This window comes from Treponema bryantii (genome assembly GCF_900111035.1).
GTDB classification, from domain to species: domain Bacteria; phylum Spirochaetota; class Spirochaetia; order Treponematales; family Treponemataceae; genus Treponema_D; species Treponema_D bryantii_C.
Map to the genome: position 1 here is coordinate 133185 of NZ_FOFU01000005.1, position 25341 is coordinate 158525.

Consider the following 25341-nt stretch of genomic DNA (forward strand, 5'->3'; position numbering starts at 1 on the left):
TTTTTTATGACATTTGTAATCAATAAAAGATAGTCAATGACATTTGTCATGTAATAATAGAAAATGTGATGACATGTGTCATAAAAGATTGATTTTGAAGGTTCTTAGAATTGAAAAAATAATTATTTCATGATTAAAAAAATAAGTAAGAGAAAAAAGTGAATAAATAATGAGGTAAGTAAAAATGTTACATACTCAAAAAGTTCTAATCAGTAATCTACGTTACTATCGATGTCAGTTACATTTAACCCAGTCGCAGTTTGCTGAATTAATAGATGTTTCAACAAACTATTATAATGCAATTGAAAATGGAAAGTATTTTCCTTCGGTTGAAGTAATTGATAGAATTTGTAATGTAAATAATATTTTTCCTTATCAGTTATTTCTTGAAGAACCTTGTAGTAATGTAAAAGAAGTTAAAACATATAATAAGAATATTACTGTTTTAAAAAATGAAATCTTAAAAGTGTTTACAAAATATATGTAAATAAATATTTAAATAAATCAAACTGGAGTAAAAATGTGAAAAGTCATATCTAAGCATTATAGTTTTAGTGAATACAAGATTTTTTATTACTATAACCATGGTTAATCATGTGACATTTGTCATATATGTTCAAAAAGAGGTGTGACTTCTGTCATAAACCCGCTTCTAGAGGGTTGATTATAATAAAAAATAGGGTAAAGTATAGGTAATAAAAAAAGTTTATTTAATAATAATTTAAAAATCATTTAATAATAATTACAAAATAAAAAGTATTTAAAAAAGAGTTAAAAACAATTATTTAAAAACACCTGTATAAGGATTGTAAAAAGTTGGATGGTAGTAATGGTTACTACCATTTCCAACTTGATTTTTACACAAATTCAAGTAAAAATATCGAGGGCTTTTATGGTAATTGAAAGTGCCAGAAAAAATGACTATGAAGAGCTTCTAAGTATTATGCAGGAATGTCAGGACTATCACTGTAGTTTGAGACCTGATTTATATAAGATCATAAAAAGTAGTGAGCAGCTGAAAAAAAGAGAATACAAAAAACTTATTAAGTCAAACATGATCTGGGTTGCTCGTGATAAAGAAATAATGGGCTTGGTTATCTGTCATCGTACGAGAAAAAGTTCACAGAATTATTTTAAGTTTTATAAATCATTAAATATAGATGTTCTTTCTGTAAAAGAAAAATATAAGCATCGTGGTGTTGCAACTGAATTACTTAATTATTCCTTTGAATATGCAAAGAAAGAAAAGTATAAGAAAGTAGAACTTCAGGTTTGTGCCAGTAACGATGCAGCCAGAAATCTCTATGATAGATTTGGTTTTGCAGAAAAAACAATCAATATGGAAAAAACAGCTTTTCTATAATTAAAGAAAATCTAAATAACACTAATTGAAAAATTCCCCTTTTGCCAGTATTGTAATAAACCGAAGAAAGCGAGGTTTATAATGTTCAAGAATTGTCAGGGAATTCCGTACCCTGTTTTTGCGAAAGGTGTTGTAAGTGAGTGTGCTCCTGTTGTTGGGGCAGTTCCTTTTGGTAGCGTTTATTCATTGAAAGTTCTGCTGGAGGCAGGTTCACAGGAACCGGCTGCAGGCCAGTTTTATATGCTTCATGCCGTTCGTTCAGATGTTCTGCTGGGACGGCCAATCAGTGTTTATCATTCACAGGTTCTTGTTGAAGAAGAAAATCGTGTTGAACTTACATTTCTGATTTTGCTGAAAGGAAAGGGAACTAAGGAACTTTGTTCTCTGGATTTTGGAGACCTTATCAATCTGATTGGTCCATGTGGAAACAGATTCCCGATGCCGAGTTTTAATGATAGTTTCGACAAAGGCAGCCATCGAAAGGTTCTTATTATCGGTGGTGGTATTGGTGTTGCACCAGTTGCTGGTTTTGCAGAAACTCTTCCTGCCGGTTCTTACGACTTTTATGCTTCATTCAAAAGCGGCAGTTATGGTCTCGAAAATCTAAAAGCAGAAAAAATTGTAATCACTACAGATGATGGTAGTGTAGGCGTTCATGGAATGCTTCCAGCCGCTCTTACAGAGGATACTCTGAAGGCAGGAAATTACGAAGCTGTTTATGCCTGCGGTCCAACTCCAATGCTTGCGTATATTCAGAAAATCTGTAAAGCAGCTGGGGTAAAAAGCTGGCTCAGTATGGAAGCTCATATGGCCTGCGGAGTTGGAGTATGTCTCGGTTGTGTAATCGATACAACAGAAGGAAAAAAACGATGTTGTAAAGAAGGACCTGTATTTGATGGTGATATTCTTCTATTTAATAGTGTAACAGAAGTAGCAGGCATCAAAGTTCAGCCTCGCCGCGAACCTCTTGCTGCTGATCAGGAACCGGACCTCAGTTTTACGCTCAAAGGCGTGAAGTTCCCTAATCCTGTAATTGGAAGTTCTGGAACTTTTGGTTTTGGAGTTGAATATAAAACACTCTTTGATGTAAACAGACTCGGAGGAATTTCTTCAAAAGGACTTACACTTGAACCTCGTCAGGGAAATGATGGAATCCGTCTTCATGAAACTCCGGCTGGACTTATGAACAGTATCGGTCTTCAGAATCCTGGTATCCCTCATTTTATAGAACACGAGTTACCAGAGATGATGGCTCTTAAACCGGTAGCGATTGCAAACCTTTCCGGTTCATCACTTGAAACTTATGTTGAAGGTGCAAAACTGCTGGATTCAACAGATGTTCCTGTAATCGAACTTAATATTTCCTGTCCTAATGTAAGTGCCGGTGGTGCTGCCTTTGGAATGACCTGCGTAGGAGCAGAAAGTGCCGTCCGCGCTGTAAGGGCTGTAACCAAAAAGCCTCTCATCGTAAAACTTACACCACAATCTCAGGAGCTTGTTCCGGTTGCCCTTTCATGTATTGAAGCCGGAGCAGATGCAATCAGTTTGTGTAACAGCTTCCAGGGAATTGCAATTGATATTGAGCGTGGAGTTCCTGTATTCGACAAACTTAAAGCAGGCTTTGGTGGCCCAGCAGTTCGCCCGATTGCAGTGCGTCTTGTTTATGAAATTGTCGAAGCAATCAACAAATTGCCGGCAGAGAAACGCGTTCCGGTAATCGCTATTGGTGGTGCTGCTACCTGGGAAGACGCTGTAGAATTCATAATGGCTGGTGCTTCTGCCATTCAGGTTGGAACAGCTACTTTTGCAAATTCAAATGCGATGATTGAAATGATAGATGGTCTTGCTGCATTTATGAAGCGCAAAGGATATCATAATATAGAAGAAATGCGAGGAATTATTCAGAAATAGGCAAATCAGCGAATTTTAAGTCAAAATAAGATTTTGCTTATATTATAGAAAAAAATTTGCTTATTTTACTAAACTGTAATATATTTAACCTCAGAGGGGTTTCTAAGAGCTATCATCTTGGAAACCCTTTTTTATGGAGAAAATAGGGGTATTCTGCCGATAAATAAAGATAAGTAGTAACATTTTAAAAAGTATCAACATTTAAAAAATTTGAAAAGTTTTGACTCATAAGAGGTGTTGATATGAAGAAATTTGCGATTGCTTTATTATTTATTGTTTCAGTCTTTGCCATTTCATGTGAAATAGGTCTTGGTGCCGCTGTAGATACAGACCCACCAACACTGGATATTTCAACTCCTCCAGTAGATGCAGTAATCCGTGATAAATTTGCCATAGCCGGTAACTGGACCGATGACGGTACAATCGCCTCCGTCAAAGTAAAGCTTGAACGAACTGACGGGCTGGCAAACAGCAAATCACATACCTTTGATGCCGACTTTAAGGAATTAAAAGTTGGAAAGGGTACCTGGAAATATGTAATTGATCCAGTTGCAGAAGAAGTAATAGATGGTTCATATCAGGCAACCATCACAATTGCAGACTCTACAAACCGAAAAACAGTTGTAACGCGAACCTTTACTATTGATAACACCCCTCCAATTATAGTACTTACCCGTCCTTCAACTGCAAAAGATTTATCAAGCCCAGACAAATATGGTCAGAAGTTTACCCTCGAAGGACAGGCCGCAGATACAAACAATATCAGCCGAATAGAACTGAAGCTTTTTACTGACAAAGAATGTACACAGCCGGTTAATGATGAACCTGTTGTTCTTAGAAATGTACCGCTATCTATTTCAATGGATGCGGCAGATTATGATTCGAAAGATGAGAATTATATATACAATAAAGGAGAAACAGAAGAATTTTCGATAAATGTTCCAAAAGATGGAACTGGAAAACAACTTTATTGTAAAATTTATGCATATGATGGCGCAGCCCGTTATGCAGATGAAGATGAAACAGCTACAGAAGATGATGAAAAAGGAAACTGTGCGGAGTATTTCTACCTGTATAAAAATATTTATACACCATTTTTACAGTATTATAAAATTACAGAGTTATACTCAATTTTAAACGGAACTTATATTGATGATTCAGCTTCAAGAGCCGTATCTCCTGATACAGTAAAAGAAGAGTATTTGCTTTCTGAAGATTATCAGCAGAGAGTAAGTTCCTTCATTCTTAATCCAAAAAACAATCCAACTTATATTGTCGCAGGACGCAGCCCACTTGCTCTTGATGGTAATGACTTTAATGGAACTGTAAATGATATTATTACAGGTCTGACAGTAATGGTTGAAGTCTCGCCAGGTCTTGATGATATTCCTCTTGATGAAAACAGCCTTAAGGTTTATGTTCAGGAAATTATTACAAATAACGATAAGTCCATTACAATAAAGGATGAGAAGATTTATCCGGAAGCTACGAAGGAACCAAATGGCTCCTCATACAGATTTAATGTACGACTTTCCCGAAGTGAAGAAGGTGTTGATGGTCTTAAAATTGGTAAAACCTATATCTTTGGCGTAGACGGTAAAGACCAGTCAAATAATAAGGTCGAAGTAGATGGTGGAAAACCATTCGGATTCCGCCTTGCATCGAATGGAAGTGGACCAAATCTTGTAATTGAGACACCAGAAGATGTAACTACTTATCTTAAGAAAGATTCAAATCAGACTTTTACTGGTTATGTTGAAGTTGAAATGGGGGTTTCAACAATTCTGATTTATAAGGGAACCGATGAAGATGCTAATCTTATTACGACAATAACCTTTGAAGAATCTGATGCTACTAAAGTTAATGGTGCTTTACGTTACGATTTCTCATATCTTTATGATTCATTTGGAAATACAAATAGTATTCATAAGTTTATTTTTAAGGCTGATCTTAGTGGGCAGCTTTCACAGAGAATTGAAAAGACAATAGTATATGATGTTGATGCTCCAAGTATCAGTATTACAAAACCAGCAACAGCAAAAAAATATGTAGATAATTTTGGTACAGAAGAAAGTGGCGCTTATTTGAACGGTGAAGTTGAGTTTACTGTAATGCTGAATGATAAAGGAGGCTCAGGTTTAGCTTCGGAAGATGAAGAAACTGAAGCTGGAAAAGAGCCAAAGTATTTTGCACCAAAATATGAAATTATAAATGCAGCAGATTCAAGTGTTATTGAGGAAGGAATAATAACAGAAATTACAGGTCAAACAATAACAATTAATACTACCGAAGAAAAATATAATAATAAAACAATTGTGTTCAGAGTTACTGCATACGATGTTGCCGGAAATAAAACCTCTACACAAGATAAAGATGCAAACTACACATTTATAATTGATCAATCAACTGATTTGCCTTATATCGGTGAAGATGTGACCTATACAAAGCTTGATTTTGCTATGGATGATATAAATGCATATTATCAGCAGCAAGGAGCTAAACTTGGTAATGTAGAAAAAGGTGCTGTCTTAAAATTTAAACTTTATGATGATGATGGTGCTGCAAAACTTTCGATTGTAAATAAAGAACTTGACATTGTAACCAGCGGAAATACCCATACAATAACAAATTGGGAAGCTGATGCAACTAAATTAAATAATGTTGCTTTTGAAGTAACACAGGATACTCCTAATAAACTGGTTACAATCAGTTCATATTCTTTCCCTCCAAATGATGAGGATTGTGGTTTCTATGAATATGCAATCATTGCAGCAGATACTGTTGATACTTCTAAAAAGACAATAAAAGGGCCATTCCTAGTACGTATAACACAGGACAAAGCATCAATTTCTGTAACTTGCGATAAAGAATACGGAAAAAGCAGTTATGATTTTACAAATACAATAACAGTTTCTCCTTCTGAAGGACCTTATGAACTTTATAGACAGGTTGTAAAAAAAGGAACAGATGATAAATGGGGAACATATAATGATACAATTGATTCTACTTCAACTACGGATGATTCTCAGTACATGAAAGTTGCAGAGATTTCCGATACCCAACTTACATATGATGATAAAATTAAAATCGACCCTTATTATCCAGGTGAAGAAGCAAAAGATGTAACTGTATATTACAAGGTTGTAGATAAAATTGGAAATTCAAGTGTACAGAAGTCGGTTGTATTAAAGGTAGATAATGAGCCTCCAACAATAGAAATTAAATCACCAATAGCAGGAAAAACAGGAATAAATGCTCTTACAGAAACAACACAGTTTAGTGGAAAAACAAATGATAAAAAGGCTGGAGTTTCATGGATCTGGTATAAGTTTACTCATGATTCTGCTCCTGGAGAACTTTATGAAGCTGGTGGTTTTGAAAAAACAGAAGCCTTTAACGGACCATTTACAATTGATAAGGAATTTGTAAAAGCTTCTGCCTCAGCGAGTGAGAAGATCGGTAAACTTGAGGAAGGCAGCTGGTATCTCCATGTCTATGCAGAGGATGAAACAGGAAATTATGATGAAAATGAAAATGTGATTAACAATGAACGAGGAAATATTTCTGATGTAGCAACTCTAGCATTTGATATAGATTTTGCTGCTCCAAGTATAGAAAATTTCGAAATTTCGAAGACAGTTTATAATTCAACTAACCTTACGAGTGGAAAGGGACAGGTTATTGTAAATGGAAAGGCTACAGATTCACAAGGTCTTGCATCTCTAAAGGTTTATGTGCAAAAAGAATCTGAGAATGCAAAATCATTTGATATTGCTATAACAAATGGTGTTGCGGGAAATAATGGAGTATGGACACAACTATTTGTATTTGGTCCAAGTGAAAATACAAACGCAGCTAACTATCTTACTGAAGGGAAATATGAAGTTTGGGTAGTTGCTACAGATAAAGTCGGAAAAACTCAAAGTTCAGAAAAGAAACAGATTACAATAGACTATACAGCACCAATTATTGATTATATTGATAATAATGATACTATTACTACTACATTAAAATTGAACGATGTAGTTTATGATGAAAATAAATGGTATGAATCAAAATCATTAAAACTCGATGTTGTAGTAAAAGATAGTGTTTCTGGTGTTTCAACAGTTCAGTGTATTACCTTAAACAAGGATGGTGGAGATAGAGTATCTCCTTTATCTCTAACTGAAGATAATAACTGGACAGGTTCTGCACAACTTGCTTCTGATGGAGCTTCATTAACGATTACGCTTAATGCAAAAGATGCAGCAGGAAACATTGCTGAGTCTGTAACTAAGACTATAAAGGTAGATACATCAGCACCAACTCTTGAAGTCTATAAGTATAAGATTGGAGACGATGGTACATTAAAGACCGCAAGCGGAACTGTTTACATAAATAATACATCAAAACTTATTGTTTATGGAAATTATTCTGATGATCAGAGTGGTGTAAGACCTCTTGTTTTTGAAGGTACTACTAACGGAACTGATAATAAACCAAAGCAGCCAACAGTAAAATACTCAACCGGAGAAGCCAGCGATACAAATAATTCATACTCTATTGAAACGCTTACAGATGCTAACAGATTATCTATAAAATCATGGAAAGCAGAGTTTACAAATGATATGCTTGGTACAGATACATTAAAAGTATATGGTTATAACGCTGCTGGAGCAGACGGACTTCAATCAGATAAAAATCTGTTTGCAATCAGCCGTGATACAACACTACCTACTTTTGATAAATTGAATTTCACGACAGATTCTGAACATTACTCTGTATATGCCAAGAAGGCAGCTGATAATACTACGGTAGAAGAATATTATATCAATAACAAACAGGGTACGTTTATAATTACGGGTCAGGCTGATGATGCAAGACCAGATAATGCTCCTTCTACAGAAGGCCCTGCTTCTGGAGTAGACTTTATAAGACTTGAATTAAAAGATTCTGTTACTCCTACACCTCACACAATTACGAAAGTATCTAATACTGCATATTTTACAAATATTGATTTGAGTAATTTTGTAACTTCTGCGACAGCAAAAATTACAGTTTACGATTACGCTGGTAATTATAGAGAATATTCTTTGCCAGATATCAAATTTGATAATGCAGGACCTGAAAGTGTTCATGAAGTTGATTCAACAGGAAAAGATTTAGTATTCCGTGTTGGAGATGGAGAAAATACAGATATTAAGGAAACAAATGCTTCAGATTATTCTTTGACCTGGAATTCTTATACGGATACACAAGGAACTACAAACACTAATGATGATGTAACTTATACTGATATAGATACTGCTGCTGGTGGAAAATATGCAGGTGGTTCATTTACTAATACTTCTACTATAAAGGTTCGCGGAGATTTTGAAGATAAAGGAAGTGGACTAAAGCAGGTATTCTATAAACTGTATTCTCGAGATAATCCATTGATTTTTGAAAATGGCGAAGAGAAATACAATTTGGACGACGATGAAAAAACGGCGCTTGTGGAAGATGTTGTCAGAAAAAATCAATATTTTGCTCCTTCTTCAACAGAAGAATATAAGCGTGTTTTCTATAATGTGAAGAAAGGCGATACTGATCCATATGAAGGAAATCAGCTTAAGAAGAATGGAGTTGCAGTAGTTGAGAAGAAGAAACTTGAAAATGGAGTTTTCATTGATGCCAGCGATGGTGATACAAATGTTATAGAATTCTATAAATACTGGAAACTTATAAAATCAACATATTCCTTTACAATTCCACAGTTGGAAGAAGGTTGTAACTATCTTGTTATTGTAGCTGAAGATAATGTTGGAAATTACTATCTGGATACTTCAGATCCAATAGACCATGATAATAATCCAGCTACAGACTCTCGCGTATACGTTAACTACTCAATGAATCTGGATACAACACCTCCAAAAATTGAATTGAATACGCCAGCTGATACAGCAATTAAATATGCAAAGGATTCTTATGTTGTAAGGATAAAAGTTACAGATCCACAGGTTGATAATATTACAAATTCATCTTCTGGAATAAAGTCTGTAATATTGTCTTGTAATGATGAAACTGTAACATGTACAAAATCTACAGCTGCAGGTGAAACTGATATCTGGTTTGCAGATGTAGCGCCACTTCTAAAAGATAATGATTCAGTAACAATTTCTGCGACAGCAACAGATATTGCGAAAACATCATCGGATAAGGTTGTTGCAAACATCTTTAAGGATACTACCGCTCCATCTGTAACTATAGACACAAATTCTATAAATGATGCAGATGCAACTGTAACAGGAATTCAAGCTAACGGAATAATCTCATTAAAAGGAACTGCAGAAGATGTATCTGGAGGTAGCGGACTCAAGGTAGATGAAGCTGGTAGTAAGACACTTAAATTGTATTACACAAAAGATTCAACACTTGGAGGAAAAGCAGCGTCTGCAATTACAACTTCTGATATTGGAGAAACTGCTGCATCAAAATTTAAACTTTTAAGAACTACAGAAAATACTGCTTCATGGGAATTTACGAATCTTAATACAGCAAACCTTGAAGGAACTGGAACTTCTACAGCTATAGCAGACAATACACCAATTTACTTTATGGTTGCAACCGAAGATAAATCTGGCAATATTGGTTATTCAACTCCTCAGGCAGTTATTGTAAATCAGGATACAGATCGTCCTCAGATTACACTTATGCAGATAGAAAAGAGTAATTCAACTACTCTGCTTTCAACAGATGTTCTTGGCTCAATTTCAGATGATGATGGAACAACAGGATTGAAGTTATGGTATTCTGATGGCTCAGCACCGGCAGCCCCATCTTATGTAGGAACTGATTGGGTTGCAACAGGCTGGACCGAAATTCCTATAAACGGAACCTCTTGGACTTGCAGCTTATCTGGTGATAATGTTGATGGTCAGAAGAACTGGTATTTTGCCGTTGGCGATGCAGCTAAGGGCGTATTTGTCACTTCTGCTGATTTAAGACCATATATTAAATATTATAATCAGGCTAGCAAAGAAGATAACAGTTCTCCTGTTAAATTTAAGGTAGATACAAATGCTCCAGTTATTAGTTCAATAGCATTATTACGAACAAATGTAAATACTGCTACTGTTACTGCTTCAACTGAGGGTTGGACAGAAACAACAAATAATCTGGAATTCGGAGGAACTTATAAATATCTTTATGCAAAGGTTATTGTAACAGAAAAAACTGCAATGGATGCAACAACACCTCTTACTTGCAGTTATCTTGGAACAATATCAGCAGGAAATGTTACTCCATCAAATAATCAATATACATATATTGTTGGACCATTTGATTTGAGTGGTAAAGATACAGGTACTCCAAGTTTATCATTTACTGTTAAAGATGCGGTTGGAAAAACAGCATCTGAAAGTAAGACAATCAAGGTTGATTTTGGACTTCCTGTACTTACAATTTCAAATCCAGATGACAAAGACAGTGCTACAGGAATTCAAGTAAATGGAAAGAAGACTATAATTTCTGGAACAGCAACAGATGAGAATAATATAAGCAAAATTACACTTACTGCAAAAGCTGGAACAGGAGATACTGAGAAAGAGGTAGTGTTCAAATATCCGACACCAGGTTCAATTACTCAAACACAAAAGGCTTTGACTTTCTTTGATAATAAGAACTGGTCAGCAGAACTGGATACAACTTATCTCTATAATGGAACAGATGCACAAGCACTGACACTCTCTGTTTCAGCAGAAGATAATTTTGGTAATATATATAACTTACCATATACAGCTCCTGCGGGTGGATTAGAAATCAATCAGAATAGCGACCGCCCTGAAATCAAGATGAATCAGGTAAAACGCGATGGAACTGGATATATAACTTCAACAACAGTCTACGGTTCTATAAAAGATGATGATAACCAGATTAGCAGGCTTTGGGTCTGGTCAAAGAAGAATAATAATACAGCTCCTTCTTCTGCTCCATCATTAAATGGTGAAAATACAGGTTGGGTAGAATTTGGTGCAGATGAAACAAAGAGCACTATAGAAAATAATAACTGGCAGATAGACTCTTCAGAAGGAGAAGGTGAGACAACATGGTATTGGGCAGTTGCAGATGCAAATGCCGCTAGTGATGATGATGTATTCTGGACAGGTGCCGCATCTGAACTTAAACGACCGTATATTTCTTATAAAGATTCTACAGAAAAAGAAGACAATACTAGTGGAATAGCATTCAAATATGATACAAAGTCTCCAGAAATTAATAGTGTACAACTCATAAGATTTGAAACAGATTTGTATAATGAAGATGCTGCTACAGCAAATGTCCGTTATTCAGCAAGTGAAATTGAAGCATACATGAATAAGCAAACACCAAAATTGCAGTGGAGTTCAGAGAATAACATTTCATTTGGTAAAGATAAGGCTCTTATGTATGTAAAAGTCCAGGTAACTGAAGAAACAGGAATGGATTCAACAACTCCTATGAAGGAGAAAGATAATTATCTTGCTCAATTCAAAGATGTAGGATCGGGACAATCTGAAGTTTATATAGCTAATACTGAAAATACGAATATTTATACTTATATACTTGGTCCTTATGATTTGAGCAAGAAAATATCGGGTTCAGCACTTACAACTAATTATACACTCAACTTTGTTGCAACTGATATGGCTTCAAAAACAGGCACAAAAGAAAAACCTGTTACTATAGACAATAATGCTGAAATTACAATCAAAAACGTAAGTCCAAAGCTGGCAAACGAGCAGACAGGTGAATTTACATTCTCTGGTGAAGTAGAAGATTCTATGTCATCTATCCAGGCAATGGCATACCATATTCCGCCTTATTCAAGCTGGAATGGTAAAACAGATGCTCAGAAGAAATCATACATGACTGGATTGACTGGAAGTGACGATTGGACTTCAATAGAAGATGTTTCAACTACTTGGCGTGTTGATTTTGTTAATTTTGCAATTGACCAGTTAAATTATACAATTGAAAGTAATAATGAATCTCATATTGATTCGAAATATGAAGCCTATAATATTAAGCAGGATGGTTTAGACACAGGTGTATATGATATTCCTGTATGTTTCAAGGTAACAGATGAAGTAGGTAATGTAGGTTATATCTGGAAAGGAAAGTATGATAAGGGTGAAAATGCTGAAGATAAAGAAATAAAAATCAGATTCAACCCAAATACAGACAGACCATCTGTAGTTATAACAGACCCTGAATCTACGGACGAAGGAGTATTAAAGAGTGGTAATGTAACCATTTCTGGAACTGCAACAGATGATGAAGGCGTAAAGGCTGTTTATGTACAGATTGCAAAGAATGGAGACAATACTTTTGCAGAAAATAATCTTGTAGGTGGTGACAAATTACAAACTATTCCAACCAAAACCTGGAAAGGCTTGCTTGCTACAGGTACAAAGAACTGGAAACTTTCATTAAATATCAGCAGTTTTGATACAGATGAAATATTGCTTGTACGTGCTATAGCTGTTGATAATGATGAGGAAGCTACTCTGGTAAGTACCTGGTCAACAGTAACCAAAATAAAGGTAAATAATACAATTCCATTCTTTGGAAGTAATCATGTTAATCGCTATGCGACAGGAAGTACAACTGCAGTTCCTAGTCGTGAATATAATTCAGATATTTACGTAAAGAATGAAAATGGTTATACCTGGTATCTGGAAGGTGAAGTTTCTACACCAGTTGATGATAATTTCATGAAGGAATTTGAAATTACACTTAATAATGAAACATATCTCTGGACTGGAAATAAAACAAGTATAACACCTCCATCTGGAAATTCAAATCCTGCTACTATAACAGGAACAACTGTAACTTATAGTGGTCAGCAAACTCTTAAATATAAGATTCCGGTTTCTAGTGAAAATCTGGATATTACTGTCAGAGTAAAAGATAACACTTCTGGAACTGGAGGTCAGTCTACAGAATCATTTAAGGTTTCTGTAGATGATACAAATCCATCGTTCCCAGATATGTACAAGGCTGATCCAGCTGATACAGAAGACTTAGGAATCAAACTCTACCGCGATGAATACGGTAAGGCAAGTACATTGTTAAATGATACAAGCCAGCTTTTACAGAATTCTAATGGTTCTAAGTTTATTCTTGCCGGAAAAATTACAGAAGCAGGAAGTGGATTTGATAAGGCTGTCTTCTATTTCAAACGTGGTATAGGTGCAAATGCCAGAATTTACAATGTAATGGAAGCACATGGCACCGATAATCAGGCAAATAAAATTGCAATTGCATCATCAAGTACATCTATTACTACAGTAAAAATAAATGGCGATAACTTACCTGTTCGAACTCTTACGCTTTCCAAGGTAACTGATCATAACGATAAGTTTACAAATAACGAACTCAAGGATAAAACTGTAACTGTAGGAGAAGAAGAAGTTACTCAGCCAATGAATCCAAATATTCGTGTTGGTGGACTTGTAAAACTTGGAGGCCTTTATAGAACTATTACTGCAATAGACGGAACTTCTGGAGAAATCACAATTACTCCAGAGTATACAGGTGATGATATGTCGGCAGAATTCGTTTATGCAATGGTAGTAGACCACGAAGGTGAACGAGAAGACTCAGATGGCTCTTTGAATAGCAGCAGTGATGATGGCGATAAAATGTACGAAACCTATGATGGTAATAAGAGCAGCGGTTATAACTGGACAGCTAAGTTTAATTCTGCCAATATTCCAGATGGTCCAATAGAGATTCATGTAGTTGCATTCGATAAGGCAGGTAATGTTGGACATGGATATATTAAGACTCGTGCAAGTAATAATGCTCCAAGAATTACAAAGGTAATGCTTGGAACTGACTTGAATGGAAACGGTAAGTTTGATTATGGAACTGGCGAATTTAAGACTTTCTACCAAGATACAGATGATGATGGAAAACCTCTTACAAAGACTGGTGTACAGAACTGGGATCTTGATACATCAAAAGAATTCTCAGATGATGAAGATGGAAATCCTGTTTACTGGAAAGTAAAATCTGGTATTGCCGTAATTCCAGAATTTGTAGGTGGTGTTGGCCCATTCTACTGGCAGATGTCCAGAGAATCAGACAAGATTACTTCAGCAGGTACTATTCCAAGTGATTCTTATGCTGGAAGAGAAATGTTAGCTTCTGGTGCAAATGACTTAATTGTACGCAAAGTTACTACAGAATCAGGAGAGTCTTATGAAAATGCAACCTGGTCATATAGTTCAAATAAAGTAGACGGAGAAACTGTACAGAACTATGGTGGTTCACTTGCAATTGAAGCAACAGATGCTCTTTTAACAACTAATGCAGCAACTTATGAAGATCAGGTTGTTTACTATAGCTTTACCTTCTGGGATTCAACAGAAGATTCAACACCAGGAACAGACACCGGTTGGACAATCCTTAATGCAAAAGTAAAGCAGGATCTCACTGATGGAAACAACCCGGTAAGTGTAATCAAACCATTCGAATGGACTGGTACAGGTTATACAATTCGTACAATTGTTACCGAAGATGAGGTCGAAAAGAGCGATGTCACAGATGTAATGGAAAGTCTTTCTAGCGGACAGAAGCTGGGTACAACAGAAACAACAGTTATAGAAAACGGAAAGATTACAACAACTAAGGTTACTATTACACCAAAGAACAGCCTTTATGCTACAATTAAAGAAAACGGTCATATAGAGCTAGAAGCAGATGTTGCAAATAATAATCTCATAAAACAAACTAAGGTTGGTGATACTGATACACTTGGAGAAGATGCAAAAGTTTCTGGAAAAATTACCTTCCACGGAACTGCTTATGATGATACAAGATTAAGCTCAATCTGGTTCAAGTTTGACGACTTTACAGCTTCCAACTCACTTGCTGCAACCGGCCATGATGCTGCTACCGGAATGACAGGTTATGCTCAGGCAGCTTGGTATAATCCAGAAACTGCAAAGTGGGAATCTGCATCTGCAAGTATGGCTTCAGATGGCTGGGAAATGAATGTTTCAGATATCTACTTTGACCAGACAGGACATAAGGTAGACTGGTATCTGAGTATTAATACCGCTCTGATTACAAGTCAGGTAGGTATTGATAAAGCCTTGAGCATAAGAACAAAAGACCACGCCGGTAAGATTTCTTCAGACAGTGCTAGTGCTTCAAATGTTTCAGCAACAAGCGATGCTAAGTATAGCAAGCCGGTTTACTCAATGGATGTTGTGCCATATATCCGTAAAATTTCTACACCAAATAGAAGGAAGAGCGGATTAAAAGATGCAAATATTCGCTCTGCGAGTGGAAACTACAGTATTATCAAGGATACAACAGATGCCTTTATACTTATTGAAGGATTTAATCTAAATCCAGATGAAGATGAAATATGTATCGTAACTTCTGATGTTGTAGATGATGCTGATGTAACAAAAGATAGTGGTGTTACAGTAACTCGTTCAGCTGAAGCATCTGATGGTTATACTAGATTCACTGTAAGCAATGATTTGTCAAATAGTGGCTATCTTGAAGTATTTACAAATGGTATTCGTGCATTGAATAACATTAATACAACAGATGCTTATGGTTCATACACACTTACAGGCAAGAAAGATTCAAACGGAAAACCAACAGCAACGGTAAATGATTATAAATATTCATATAACCGCGAGGCAGACTTTAATACAACAAAGAATGTTATGCTTACAGATGACAGATATTTGATGGTATGGAGTATGCATGATACTGGTAATCAGACCCGTAATGGTTACTATCCTACTTTAATAATGGAAGGAGATAAACCTGTATTTGGTTATTTGAATCAGAGTGGTGGACGTAATTCAGATGTCGGAACAGCAGCGGGAACTGGTGCAGGTAAAAACTATGCATCATATGCAATGGCTCAACGTGCTAAATTTGATGAAAATGGTGATGAAGTTTACATCGAATATCTTGCAAAGAACTCTGTAGGAAATCAATTTGGAATGGCCCGCGATGCTAGTGGTCGGTTCCATCATATTTCTGTATTTGACCGTGATAAGTGTGCTATGTGGTATGTATATGATAGATATGCAGAGTTATATGGTACAGGAAGTGGTTGGGCACCAGGTGTTGGAATAACTAAAGAGGATGGAGCTACAAATTGGAATTATTTAGGATCTCCAGAAAATAATGGATTAGCATTAGAGACAGTTAATTATTCTTCTTTAATGACTGGTAGGTATATGTATCCAAAAATGGTTGCAAGTGGTAATTCAAAAACAGGAACTGCATCTGTTTATGTTGCATACTATGATGATAACACTCATGAGATACTAGTTCGTAATTTTATGGTTGGTAAATCAGATGGCACTTATGTTTCGGATGGAAATTCTGTTAAATTTACACGAATCTATGACGATGAAAACAAAATCTATTATTATTATTCTACTACAAAGAATTTAACAGGGCATTATGTTAAATATAATAATAATTATTATCTGCTTACATATTATGGTAGTGATGATACCTATGGATATTACAGAATAAATAATAGTCCAAATATTGGAACAAATGCTATGAATACTTATTCGATTGCGACTTTATCTGGATCTTCTGTAAAATCTATGAAACTTGATAGTAGTCACAAAGATTCTTCAGGGGAAACTTATTCTCAAGCAGTCAACTTTAGTGAAAATAATATGACATCAACAGCTAATTATAATGAGCAGTTACAATATAATACAGGTCGTATACAAGCTGTTGAAACAACAGATGATACTAAGCCGTCAAAGTATTTTGACATGAAAGTTACTTCTGACAATCGAATTGTAATTGTATATTACGATGAGGTTGCATCTGCTTTGAAGCTGATGTATTCAACATCTGAAGTTACTGGTAGTAATCCGACAGAACAGATAAACTTTGATGATTCAGGCGTTTCTTTCCCAGAATATGTCGGTAACTATGTATCACTTGGTCTTGATTCTAATAATGGAATACATATTACAGGTTTTGATGCAAATGATTCAGACTTGTATTATATGTACGTAGGTTGGAATAGCACAGAGCATAAACCACAAACAGCTCTCAAGAAGGTGCGTGTAGATCAGTATGGTTCTGTAGGTCACTGGACACAGGTTCGCATAGATACAAATCCAGATCATGCAACTAGTAAATATTATAATAAGCCTGTAATTGCTTACTATAATTCAACAGAAACTGGTGGTCGTGATTCTATCAAACTTGCATATTTTACTGGTGCAATAACCGATATTGCTTCTGCTACGGAAAAAGATCCAGCTATTCAGGGTGTTGATTCAAATGGTTATACAACAGGAGTTTGGGAATACATGACAGTACCTGCTATTACTCCACCACAGGGAGGCGATCCGAAGTTCCAGAATGTTTGTCTCGACTTCGATGAAGATGGAGATCCAGTAGTTGGCTACCTTGCAACCAACATTGAGTTTGGTAAACAGCTGCCAGAAACAGACTAACAGGTTATAAAAACACACCTGCCAATCCCGACAAGGTGTGTTTTAGTTACAAAAGAAAGAGACATTCGCAATCAAGCGTCTTGTCTCCGTAGTTGTTAGTCTTTACAGACTATGCCCCGTCACGTTGGTTAGAGCTTTTGTGGCGGGGCAATTTTTTAGGCTTTTACCAGAATGCTTTTCTGAAGTTCGAGGACTTCCTCTAACGAGAGGCCGGCGGCTTGTGCAATTTGTTCTGGAGAAAGAATATTCATCTTTAAGAGGTTAATGGCAGCTTCCTTTGCTTTTTCGGAACGGCCATCGATGTAGCCATCATTGCGCCATGTGCGCTTTGCAAGTTCTTCATCAAACTCAGTTAAACACATACCAATTACCTCCGCTTTATTGATTTTGAAAAAGTTATCAAGAAGTTTTTCTTTTATGGCTTCATCAACAGCTTCTTCGATAGCTTTATTTTTGTCCATGCCTGCATCCATGTTTGAACTTACCATAGAGACAAACTTTACATAATGATACAACGGAGTACAGTTTTTGTTAAGTGGAACATTTTCATCTGGACGAAGATTTATAATTGTAGCGGTCCATTCAAAATCACCATGTTCTTTCTGGTTCCCAAGAAATGAATCTGATAATTTAAGTTTCCATGTATCAGGATCTGTTTTCTTTCCATGATAAAAAACAAAAAATCTGGGACGAGGAATCATTACCTTATGTCGACTGAGAATGGATAGATTGTTATCTTTTAGATATAACTGATACAGGATTGAAAAGTATAAGAACCCTCTGAGCGGCATGTTCGGATTCCATGAACTCTGTTCTTCGTAAAGATTTATTTCTGTATCAACTAAAAAGGAAATGTCGTTATGCATGCTGATGTAAATTACATTTTCAATAGTATTGATTTTAAGGGCATCGGGATCGGTAATATTTGTGCCGTTGAGCGCATTATAAAGCTGGAGTCGCCATTTTTTACTGTCTTCTGTGTCTTTACCAAAGATATACTTAAAAAGTCTGTCTTTGTATTCTCGATTATACTGTGTTGTTTCTTGACTTTCCATTTGTTCACCTCTTAAAATCATTTAGATATTGTTCCCTCCGCCGAATAAAGATTCTGATAGAAATTCCTCTCTATATAATTAGTAAAACCAGAACGAAAAGTGCAATATTTGAGAAATAATCCTGATTAAATTTGAAAAAACGGCATCAATCATTTATAGTAAAAAAAATGGAGGAAAAAAATGTTTGAAATTAAAAATGTTTCAAAGGCATATACCAAGGGTGGGGTGAAGGCGGTGGATTCGCTTTCGCTTACTGTGAATAATGGTGAGATTTTTGGTTTTCTGGGGCCTAATGGTGCCGGTAAAACTACATCTATAAAAATGCTTACTGGCATAATTCAGCCGGATGAAGGTTCTCTTGAGCTGGATGGTATTTCAATTAAGGATCGCCCGGTAGCCGCTAAGCGTCAGTTTGCGTTTGTTCCTGATAATCCGGAAACTGTTTCTCGTCTTAAGGCAATTGAATATCTGAATTTTATTGGTGATGTTTATAAGGTTCCTGCAGATATCCGCAAGGAACGTATAGAAAACTATTGCACAAAGTTTGGGCTTAAAGAAGTTTTGAATAATAAGATTTCTTCTTTCAGCCATGGTATGAAGCAGAAACTGTTTTTGATTGCCAGCCTTATTACAGATCCGCAGAACTGGATTCTTGATGAACCGATGGTTGGTCTGGATCCTGAGGCTGCTTTTATCGTAAAGGAAATTATGCGCGAGCGTGCTAATGCAGGAAAAACTGTTTTCTTTTCTACTCACGTAATGGAAGTTGCAGAAAAGCTTTGCGACCGTATTGGAATTATTAAACAGGGAAAGCTGATTTTCCAGGGAACTATGAGTGAACTCAAAGAACAGCATGGAAAAGACGGCCAGTCACTTGAAGATATCTTCCTGGAAATGATTGGCAGCACTGCAAAAGCACAGTAAGAGGCCGCCATGATTTCTATGATTTTAAAACTTTATAAGATTCTGGTTACAAATGAGAATGTGTTTACCCAGATTCGGGAAAACTTTAAGAAAGGGCCAAAGGGTATCATAAAAAGCATTTTTCTTATTCTGGTTGCAATCTACATTTTCTGTGTAATGATTGGAATGTATTATCTTTATATGTCTGGTACTTACAATTATCTGGCTGGCAATGGAAATCAGCATATGATGCCTTTTGTTTCTATGATGGTTGCAGTTGCCGTGATTATGTTCTTTGGCTTTACTTCTGTAGCATCTTCCTATTATACAGGTAAGGGTGAAGAATTTTTGATGAGTCTTCCGCTTACTCCCGGCCAGTTTTTTGGTGCAAAGTTTACAGTTTCATTTATAGCTGATGCCATATTCGGTGTTGGAATGTTTACAATCAGTTCAATTGTATATGGCTATAATGAAGGGCTGCTTGTAAATCCGCTGTTTTACCTGGGCTTTTTAGTTTCGGCAATTGCATTTTCGGTTACTGCCGTTTTTGTAATCTATCTGTTTTTTATTTTGATTTTGTATTTTGTACCGGCGCTTAGAAAAAAGAAGCTGCTTACGGGAGTTGCCACAGTTCTGCTTATTTTGTTCTGTATGTGCTATGGCTTTATGAATTCTTCTGTATCTATTTCGTTTTCTAATCCGGAGTTTGTAAGCGAAAAGATTGGCTCTTCAATCGATATGATTTTTGAGTTCAGTTCTAAGGTTCCGGTGTTTATGTATATTTCCGGTGCTTTGAATGGCAAAATCATTCCTATTCTGATTCTTGCAGCTCTGGGCTGTGTTGAACTTTTTGTGCTTGTTCCTTTAGTTGGAAAAATGTATGTAAAAAGTCTTAATGGTTTTTCTGATGAAAAGACTAAAAAGATTTCTTCAGAAAAGGCCGAAGAGGTTATTAAAAAAGATGTTCGTTCGGGTTCTGTTTTTCATGCGCTCTTTGTCCGCGATTTCAGAAACGTTGTCAGAGAACCAGCTTTCTTTGCTAACGGTCCGCTTTTTGTTTATCTCTTTCCGGTAATTTTTCTTCTCTCTTTTGGAATAGGTTTTATAGCTGCTGGAGAATCTATCGATGGACTTTTAGTTTCTTTTAGAACAAAAATTGCTAAGCTTACTCCAGAAGACTTAAACTCTATCAAATATTATACAGCGCTTATTGGAGCTGCCTTGGTAATTTTCTGCGGAACTTTTGCAAATCTTGCTACTACTTCTTTTTCCCGGGAAGGAAAGTCTTTGAATGATCTTAAAGCAATGCCTGTTAAGTTTGATATGATTGTAAAAGTGAAGTTCTGGCATGCTCTGCTTTATATAGGAATTTCGAATGTCGTAATGATAAATATTATGGCTGCAGCTTATGCTATCCTTAAGATTCCATTCTCGCTGACAGATTTTATTGCTATCTGCTTTATGATGGTGATTTTTTCGGTTTCGGTTTCTATATTTTTGATTTTTATTGATATGTTTATTGATACAATAAATCCAAAATTGAACTGGGAAAATCCGATTGCTGCAACTAAACAGAATTTTAATGTTCTGTGGTCAATGCTGATTTCTATGCTTACAATTGTGATTCTTTTGCTGCTGATTATTTTTGTTCTGCCAAAGAAGATGATTTCAATTGTGATTTTAAGCATCTTATATGTTATAATTTCTGCACCTGTAGGAGCGGGATATTTCAGATATGCAGAAAAAAGACTTCAGGATATGTAAAAAACTGAATACCGGCAGGCAGTTTATTTCTCTGCTTGCCGTATTTTTATTATGTACTCAACTTTCTGCGCACAGCGGAATGTTTTGGGGTGAAAAAAAACTTCGTGTAGCAAAAACTCAATGGTTTGATATTATTTACCCTGAGCGCTGTGAAAAAAGTGCTGTAATTCTTTACGAAAAAGCCGACACGGTGTACGAAGAGGTTGCCGGTCAATATGGACTGACCCCTTCGTTTAGAATGCCGGTTGTCATAACTCCAGCAGTTGAACAGTTCAATGCGTTCTGGACTGCAATTCCTTATAATCATATTGCTATTTATGATACTTCCGTTGCAGGTTCCAGCGAGCTTGCAGTTTTTAGTGAAACTCTCCTTTCTACTTTCCGTCACGAATTAACTCACGCTGTTACTTACAATATGAAAAGCGGTTTCTGGCGCGGTGTTGGAAAGATTTTTGGTGATGGTGTGGCGCCCGGCATGCTTACAGTAACAACCGGAATGGCCGAGGGAGCAACTGTTACAAGTGAAAGTGCTGCAGGCGAGGGCCGCCTTAATGATGAATACGCAAAGCATTATGTAAAACAGGCAAAAATTGAAGGAGCTTTTCCTTCATATCATGATGTTTCGGGCTCTGCCGATAATGCTCCGAGTGGGGTACCTTATTTCTTTAACGGGGCTTTTCATCAGTGGCTTCAGGAAAAATATGGAATGGAGCCTTATGCGGAATTCTGGTATCGCATTGTAAATGGAAAAAATCTTACTGTTGCAAAGGCTTTCAAAAAATCTTTTGGTGTAAAGTTACGGACTGCATGGACTCAGTTTGAAGAAGCTTATGAGGTTCCGGAAGTCGCAGCAAATCCTGTAAAGGCTGGTTTGGTTTATGATTTTTTTGAACCGGAGAGGTCAGGTTTTTCAAGATTAAATGATGCAGGTTTTCTTTATGGTTCTTTGAGTTCTGCAGCTGGGCGGCTTGTCTGGCTGGATAAATATGGATCACGAGTATTCGAAGCTGATGGTTATAGTGATGGTCGAAGTTCTTCCAAATCACCGGCGCCAGCTGTTCATAAGCTTTTCTCTCAGCAGGGAATAAGCGGGGTGCGGCTTTCGAACGACGGCCGCTTTCTGGCTGTGAGTTATATGAGTGAAAATGCGCCGGGGCCTGTTGCTCGCATTAAGTTATATGATTTTGACAGAAAGTCTTTTTATTCTGTAAAAGAAAAAGGCCTTAAGGACGGCGTTGTTGTAAAGGACGGTGCCGGCGGCTTTTATCTTGTGGCGCAGAAGTATTTTGACCAGAATTATTCAATTGTAATTTACAAACTTTTACTTGAGGATTCTGGCCGCCGGGTAAAAGGAACTGAACTGCATAAAGAAATAAAACTTGATGCAGAAATAAATCCGTTTGCGTTTACGGCTCTGAACAACGGAGCTTTTGCATGGATAAAGAAAAACCGTCTCACATACAGCCTTTGCGTGACTTCCCTGGACGGAGCTCTGTTAAGCGAGTTTGTTTTCCCTGAGGGAATGGCGGTGAGATCGCTGTCGTATGCGGAGATCTCAGAAAACTCCACCCTCTCACCTGACACTGCAACTTTCTATTTTTCCTACACCCAGAAAGGCACTTTGCCACGACTCGGAAAACTGGAGGTGGACGGCGCTTTGGGAGATGTCGGTCACCTCCAGTTGGAAATGTCCGCACGGTTAATTCTGAGTTCTCAGGACATTTCCGGCGGAATATTTGAGTCGGTTTTGTGGAACGGGAAAATTGTTTATATAGGAAAGTTTTTGCGCCAGAACCGCGTTTTGTGTTTGAGGGACGGAACCGGCTCTGCGGAGATTATGGAAGTGGGCGGTGCAATAAGCGGGGAGGCCGCCGCCACGGTTGAAGATATTGCTGGTGCGGAAAATGGTGGCGATGTCGGGGAGGCTAGTATCGGTAGTTTAATTTTTGAGACAACACCGTACAAACCATTCCCATATTTACTTCATGGCATTTTTATGCCTCTGAGCACTTATCAATCAGAATACTTTGGTACAAAGGAAACTTATGCTTCAAATATATATGATTTTATGATTGGAGCTACCTATATAACTGCAAATCCGTGGACTAGCGGAACTGACGATTTATATACTCTCACCGCAGGTTTTAATCCTGTATCACTGGCTACTGGAGTTTCTCTTACAATCAACAAAGGAACTGAAACTTCGCTTTTTAAATCTCAGACAGCAATAAAATCAGAGTTCAATAAAAACGGCTGGCAGCATGGTGGTATTGTTTCCGACATTTCAAGTGTTATTGAAATCGGAAGGATTTCTTCTATTATAATTACTAATACTGCAACAGCTCTTTTTAACAGTCAGAGTAATTTTTCTGTATCAGATACTTTAAAACTTCAGTATTCAAATATCAGAAAGACAGGACCAGGGCGTTTTGAACGAGGAGGATTTGGTGTTGCGGTCGGGTTTGGAAAACGTTATATTGCGCCACTTGATTCACCGGATAAAAGTCTGCTCGATCTTTCTGTAGTTTCTGCGGGCTTAAAGATTTGTATATCTCATCTTCTTCCTTTTGAATCAAAATATGGTTCTACTTATAACCTGCCTCTTACTGCCGGTTTTACGCTGCTTCCTTCTTCTTCGAATTACGGCTATGTAGATATCGAACAGGACTCTATTCCGGTAGAGGGATTACCAGCAATTACTATAGGCCATCCCGTTTTTGATGCATCTGTAGAAGTCGTGGCTTTTTCTATGGATATTCAGAAGGCACTTCCAGGAATTACGGCTATTTATCTGAATGATTTTTATATAAATCTTGGATATTCTGCGACAGGAACGGCAGGTTCAGCTTCTAAAAACGGATTTCAGGCAGCTCATCTTCCAGAGTATTTTGGAGCAATTTCAGATGGCAGAGGTTATTATCTGGATTCTGCTTATATAAAAACCGGCCTTGAACTGACTCCAAACGTCGGACTTTTTGCGAGTCCAAATTATCAAATGGAATTGTATGTAATTTATAGTTATACAATTCATTCCTATAAAGAATTGAATCCGCAGGAGAGAATAAGACTTTTGCTTGGCTTCAGTATGAATGGTTTTTAATTTACCGAAATCTGAGAAAGTACTTCTCCAATTGGTTCGTGAATTACAAGATTTGCCATTCTGTCCTGAGGTGTGCTTGATTTATTCAGCAGAATCAGGTTATCTCCATGGAAATAATCAATCAGACCTGCTGCCGGATACACTGTAAGTGAAGTTCCGCCAATAATGAGTGTGTCGGCAGCCTTTATAGCTTTTACAGCACCTTCAATAACTCTCTGATCCAGACCTTCTTCATATAAAACTACATCAGGTTTTATAAGTCCTCCGCATTTTGGGCAGTGAGGCAATTTATCAGGAGTATTTTCGCTTTCAATAATAATCTTTTCATCGTAAAAAGCATGACAGTCCAGACAGTAATTTCTTAATGTGCTGCCATGAAGTTCGTAAACAGTTTTACTTCCAGCCAGCTGATGCAGTCCATCAATATTCTGAGTAACTACAGCAAGCAGTTTTCCGGCTGCTTCGAGCTCAGCAAGTTTATAATGAGCTGCATTTGGTTTAATACCCTGCGGTAAAAGTTTTGCACGGTAAAATCTATAAAACTCAGGAGTGTTCTGGTAAAAGAAAGAGCGGCTTATAATCTGTTCCGGCGGGTATTTCCACTGCTGATTATACAGACCGTCCACACTTCGGAAATCCGGGATGCCGGATTCGGTTGAAACCCCGGCTCCACCAAAAAATACAATTTTTTTGCTTTTATCAATAATCTGTTGTAAAATGAAAATGTCTGTTGTACTCATAGTATGTTCTCCTGATTCAAAAAGTCTTAAATAT

9 protein-coding genes are annotated in these 25341 nt (G+C 36.8%); 7 read left to right on the forward strand and 2 right to left on the reverse strand.

Annotated elements, in window-relative coordinates; genetic code table 11:
* The first annotated feature begins 184 nt into the window (after positions 1-184).
* The 4 genes from BMY21_RS10475 (at position 185) to BMY21_RS10490 (ending at position 17745) form a co-directional block, all read left to right on the forward strand.
* Positions 185-487 (forward strand): helix-turn-helix transcriptional regulator, encoded by a 303-nt coding sequence (locus tag BMY21_RS10475; RefSeq protein WP_074643877.1) that lies wholly within the window; start codon positions 185-187, stop codon positions 485-487.
* A gap of 405 nt (positions 488-892) precedes the next feature.
* A complete protein-coding gene (locus BMY21_RS10480) occupies positions 893-1363 on the forward strand; it encodes a GNAT family N-acetyltransferase (protein ID WP_074643880.1) in 471 nt (156 codons plus the stop codon).
* Between the two features lie 81 nt (positions 1364-1444).
* The gene (locus tag BMY21_RS10485) at positions 1445-3274 is read left to right on the forward strand and encodes a dihydroorotate dehydrogenase (RefSeq protein WP_074643882.1); all 1830 of its coding nucleotides are present in this window, start codon (positions 1445-1447) and stop codon (positions 3272-3274) included.
* Between the two features lie 242 nt (positions 3275-3516).
* Positions 3517-17745, forward strand: a complete 14229-nt coding sequence (locus BMY21_RS10490) for a hypothetical protein (protein ID WP_074643884.1) — start codon at positions 3517-3519, stop codon at positions 17743-17745.
* A 155-nt stretch (positions 17746-17900) separates the two neighbouring features.
* Here the strand turns inward: BMY21_RS10490 and BMY21_RS10495 are convergent, their stop codons facing one another.
* Positions 17901-18800: an RpnC/YadD family protein gene (locus BMY21_RS10495; protein WP_074643887.1), complete on the reverse strand. Its 900-nt coding sequence runs from the start codon at positions 18798-18800 to the stop codon at positions 17901-17903.
* Positions 18801-18980: 180 nt separating this feature from the next.
* Between BMY21_RS10495 and BMY21_RS10500 the strand changes: the two genes are divergently transcribed.
* Genes BMY21_RS10500 through BMY21_RS10510 form a run of 3 tightly spaced genes read left to right on the forward strand, consistent with a single transcriptional unit; the run spans position 18981 to position 24567 of the window.
* Complete coding sequence (locus BMY21_RS10500) at positions 18981-19724, forward strand: ABC transporter ATP-binding protein (RefSeq protein ID WP_074643888.1); 744 nt, start codon at positions 18981-18983, stop codon at positions 19722-19724.
* Positions 19725-19733: 9 nt separating this feature from the next.
* Positions 19734-21467: a putative ABC transporter permease subunit gene (locus BMY21_RS10505; RefSeq protein ID WP_074643891.1), complete on the forward strand. Its 1734-nt coding sequence runs from the start codon at positions 19734-19736 to the stop codon at positions 21465-21467.
* Positions 21439-24567, forward strand: a complete 3129-nt coding sequence (locus tag BMY21_RS10510; RefSeq protein WP_074643893.1) for a hypothetical protein — start codon at positions 21439-21441, stop codon at positions 24565-24567. The genes BMY21_RS10505 and BMY21_RS10510 overlap by 29 nt, the downstream gene beginning before the upstream one ends.
* Here BMY21_RS10510 and BMY21_RS10515 read toward each other — a convergent pair.
* Positions 24564-25307: an NAD-dependent protein deacylase gene (locus BMY21_RS10515; protein WP_074643895.1), complete on the reverse strand. Its 744-nt coding sequence runs from the start codon at positions 25305-25307 to the stop codon at positions 24564-24566. The genes BMY21_RS10510 and BMY21_RS10515 overlap by 4 nt on opposite strands.
* Positions 25308-25341: the final 34 nt, after the last annotated feature.

Coding starts and splice junctions, on each gene's coding strand:
- BMY21_RS10495 (WP_074643887.1), bottom strand. CDS start 18,800: ATGGAAAGTCAAGAAACAACACAGTATAATCGAGAATACAAAGACAGA.
- BMY21_RS10475 (WP_074643877.1), top strand. CDS start 185: ATGTTACATACTCAAAAAGTTCTAATCAGTAATCTACGTTACTATCGA.
- BMY21_RS10480 (WP_074643880.1), top strand. CDS start 893: ATGGTAATTGAAAGTGCCAGAAAAAATGACTATGAAGAGCTTCTAAGT.
- BMY21_RS10505 (WP_074643891.1), top strand. CDS start 19,734: ATGATTTCTATGATTTTAAAACTTTATAAGATTCTGGTTACAAATGAG.
- BMY21_RS10510 (WP_074643893.1), top strand. CDS start 21,439: ATGCAGAAAAAAGACTTCAGGATATGTAAAAAACTGAATACCGGCAGG.
- BMY21_RS10515 (WP_074643895.1), bottom strand. CDS start 25,307: ATGAGTACAACAGACATTTTCATTTTACAACAGATTATTGATAAAAGC.
- BMY21_RS10490 (WP_074643884.1), top strand. CDS start 3,517: ATGAAGAAATTTGCGATTGCTTTATTATTTATTGTTTCAGTCTTTGCC.
- BMY21_RS10500 (WP_074643888.1), top strand. CDS start 18,981: ATGTTTGAAATTAAAAATGTTTCAAAGGCATATACCAAGGGTGGGGTG.
- BMY21_RS10485 (WP_074643882.1), top strand. CDS start 1,445: ATGTTCAAGAATTGTCAGGGAATTCCGTACCCTGTTTTTGCGAAAGGT.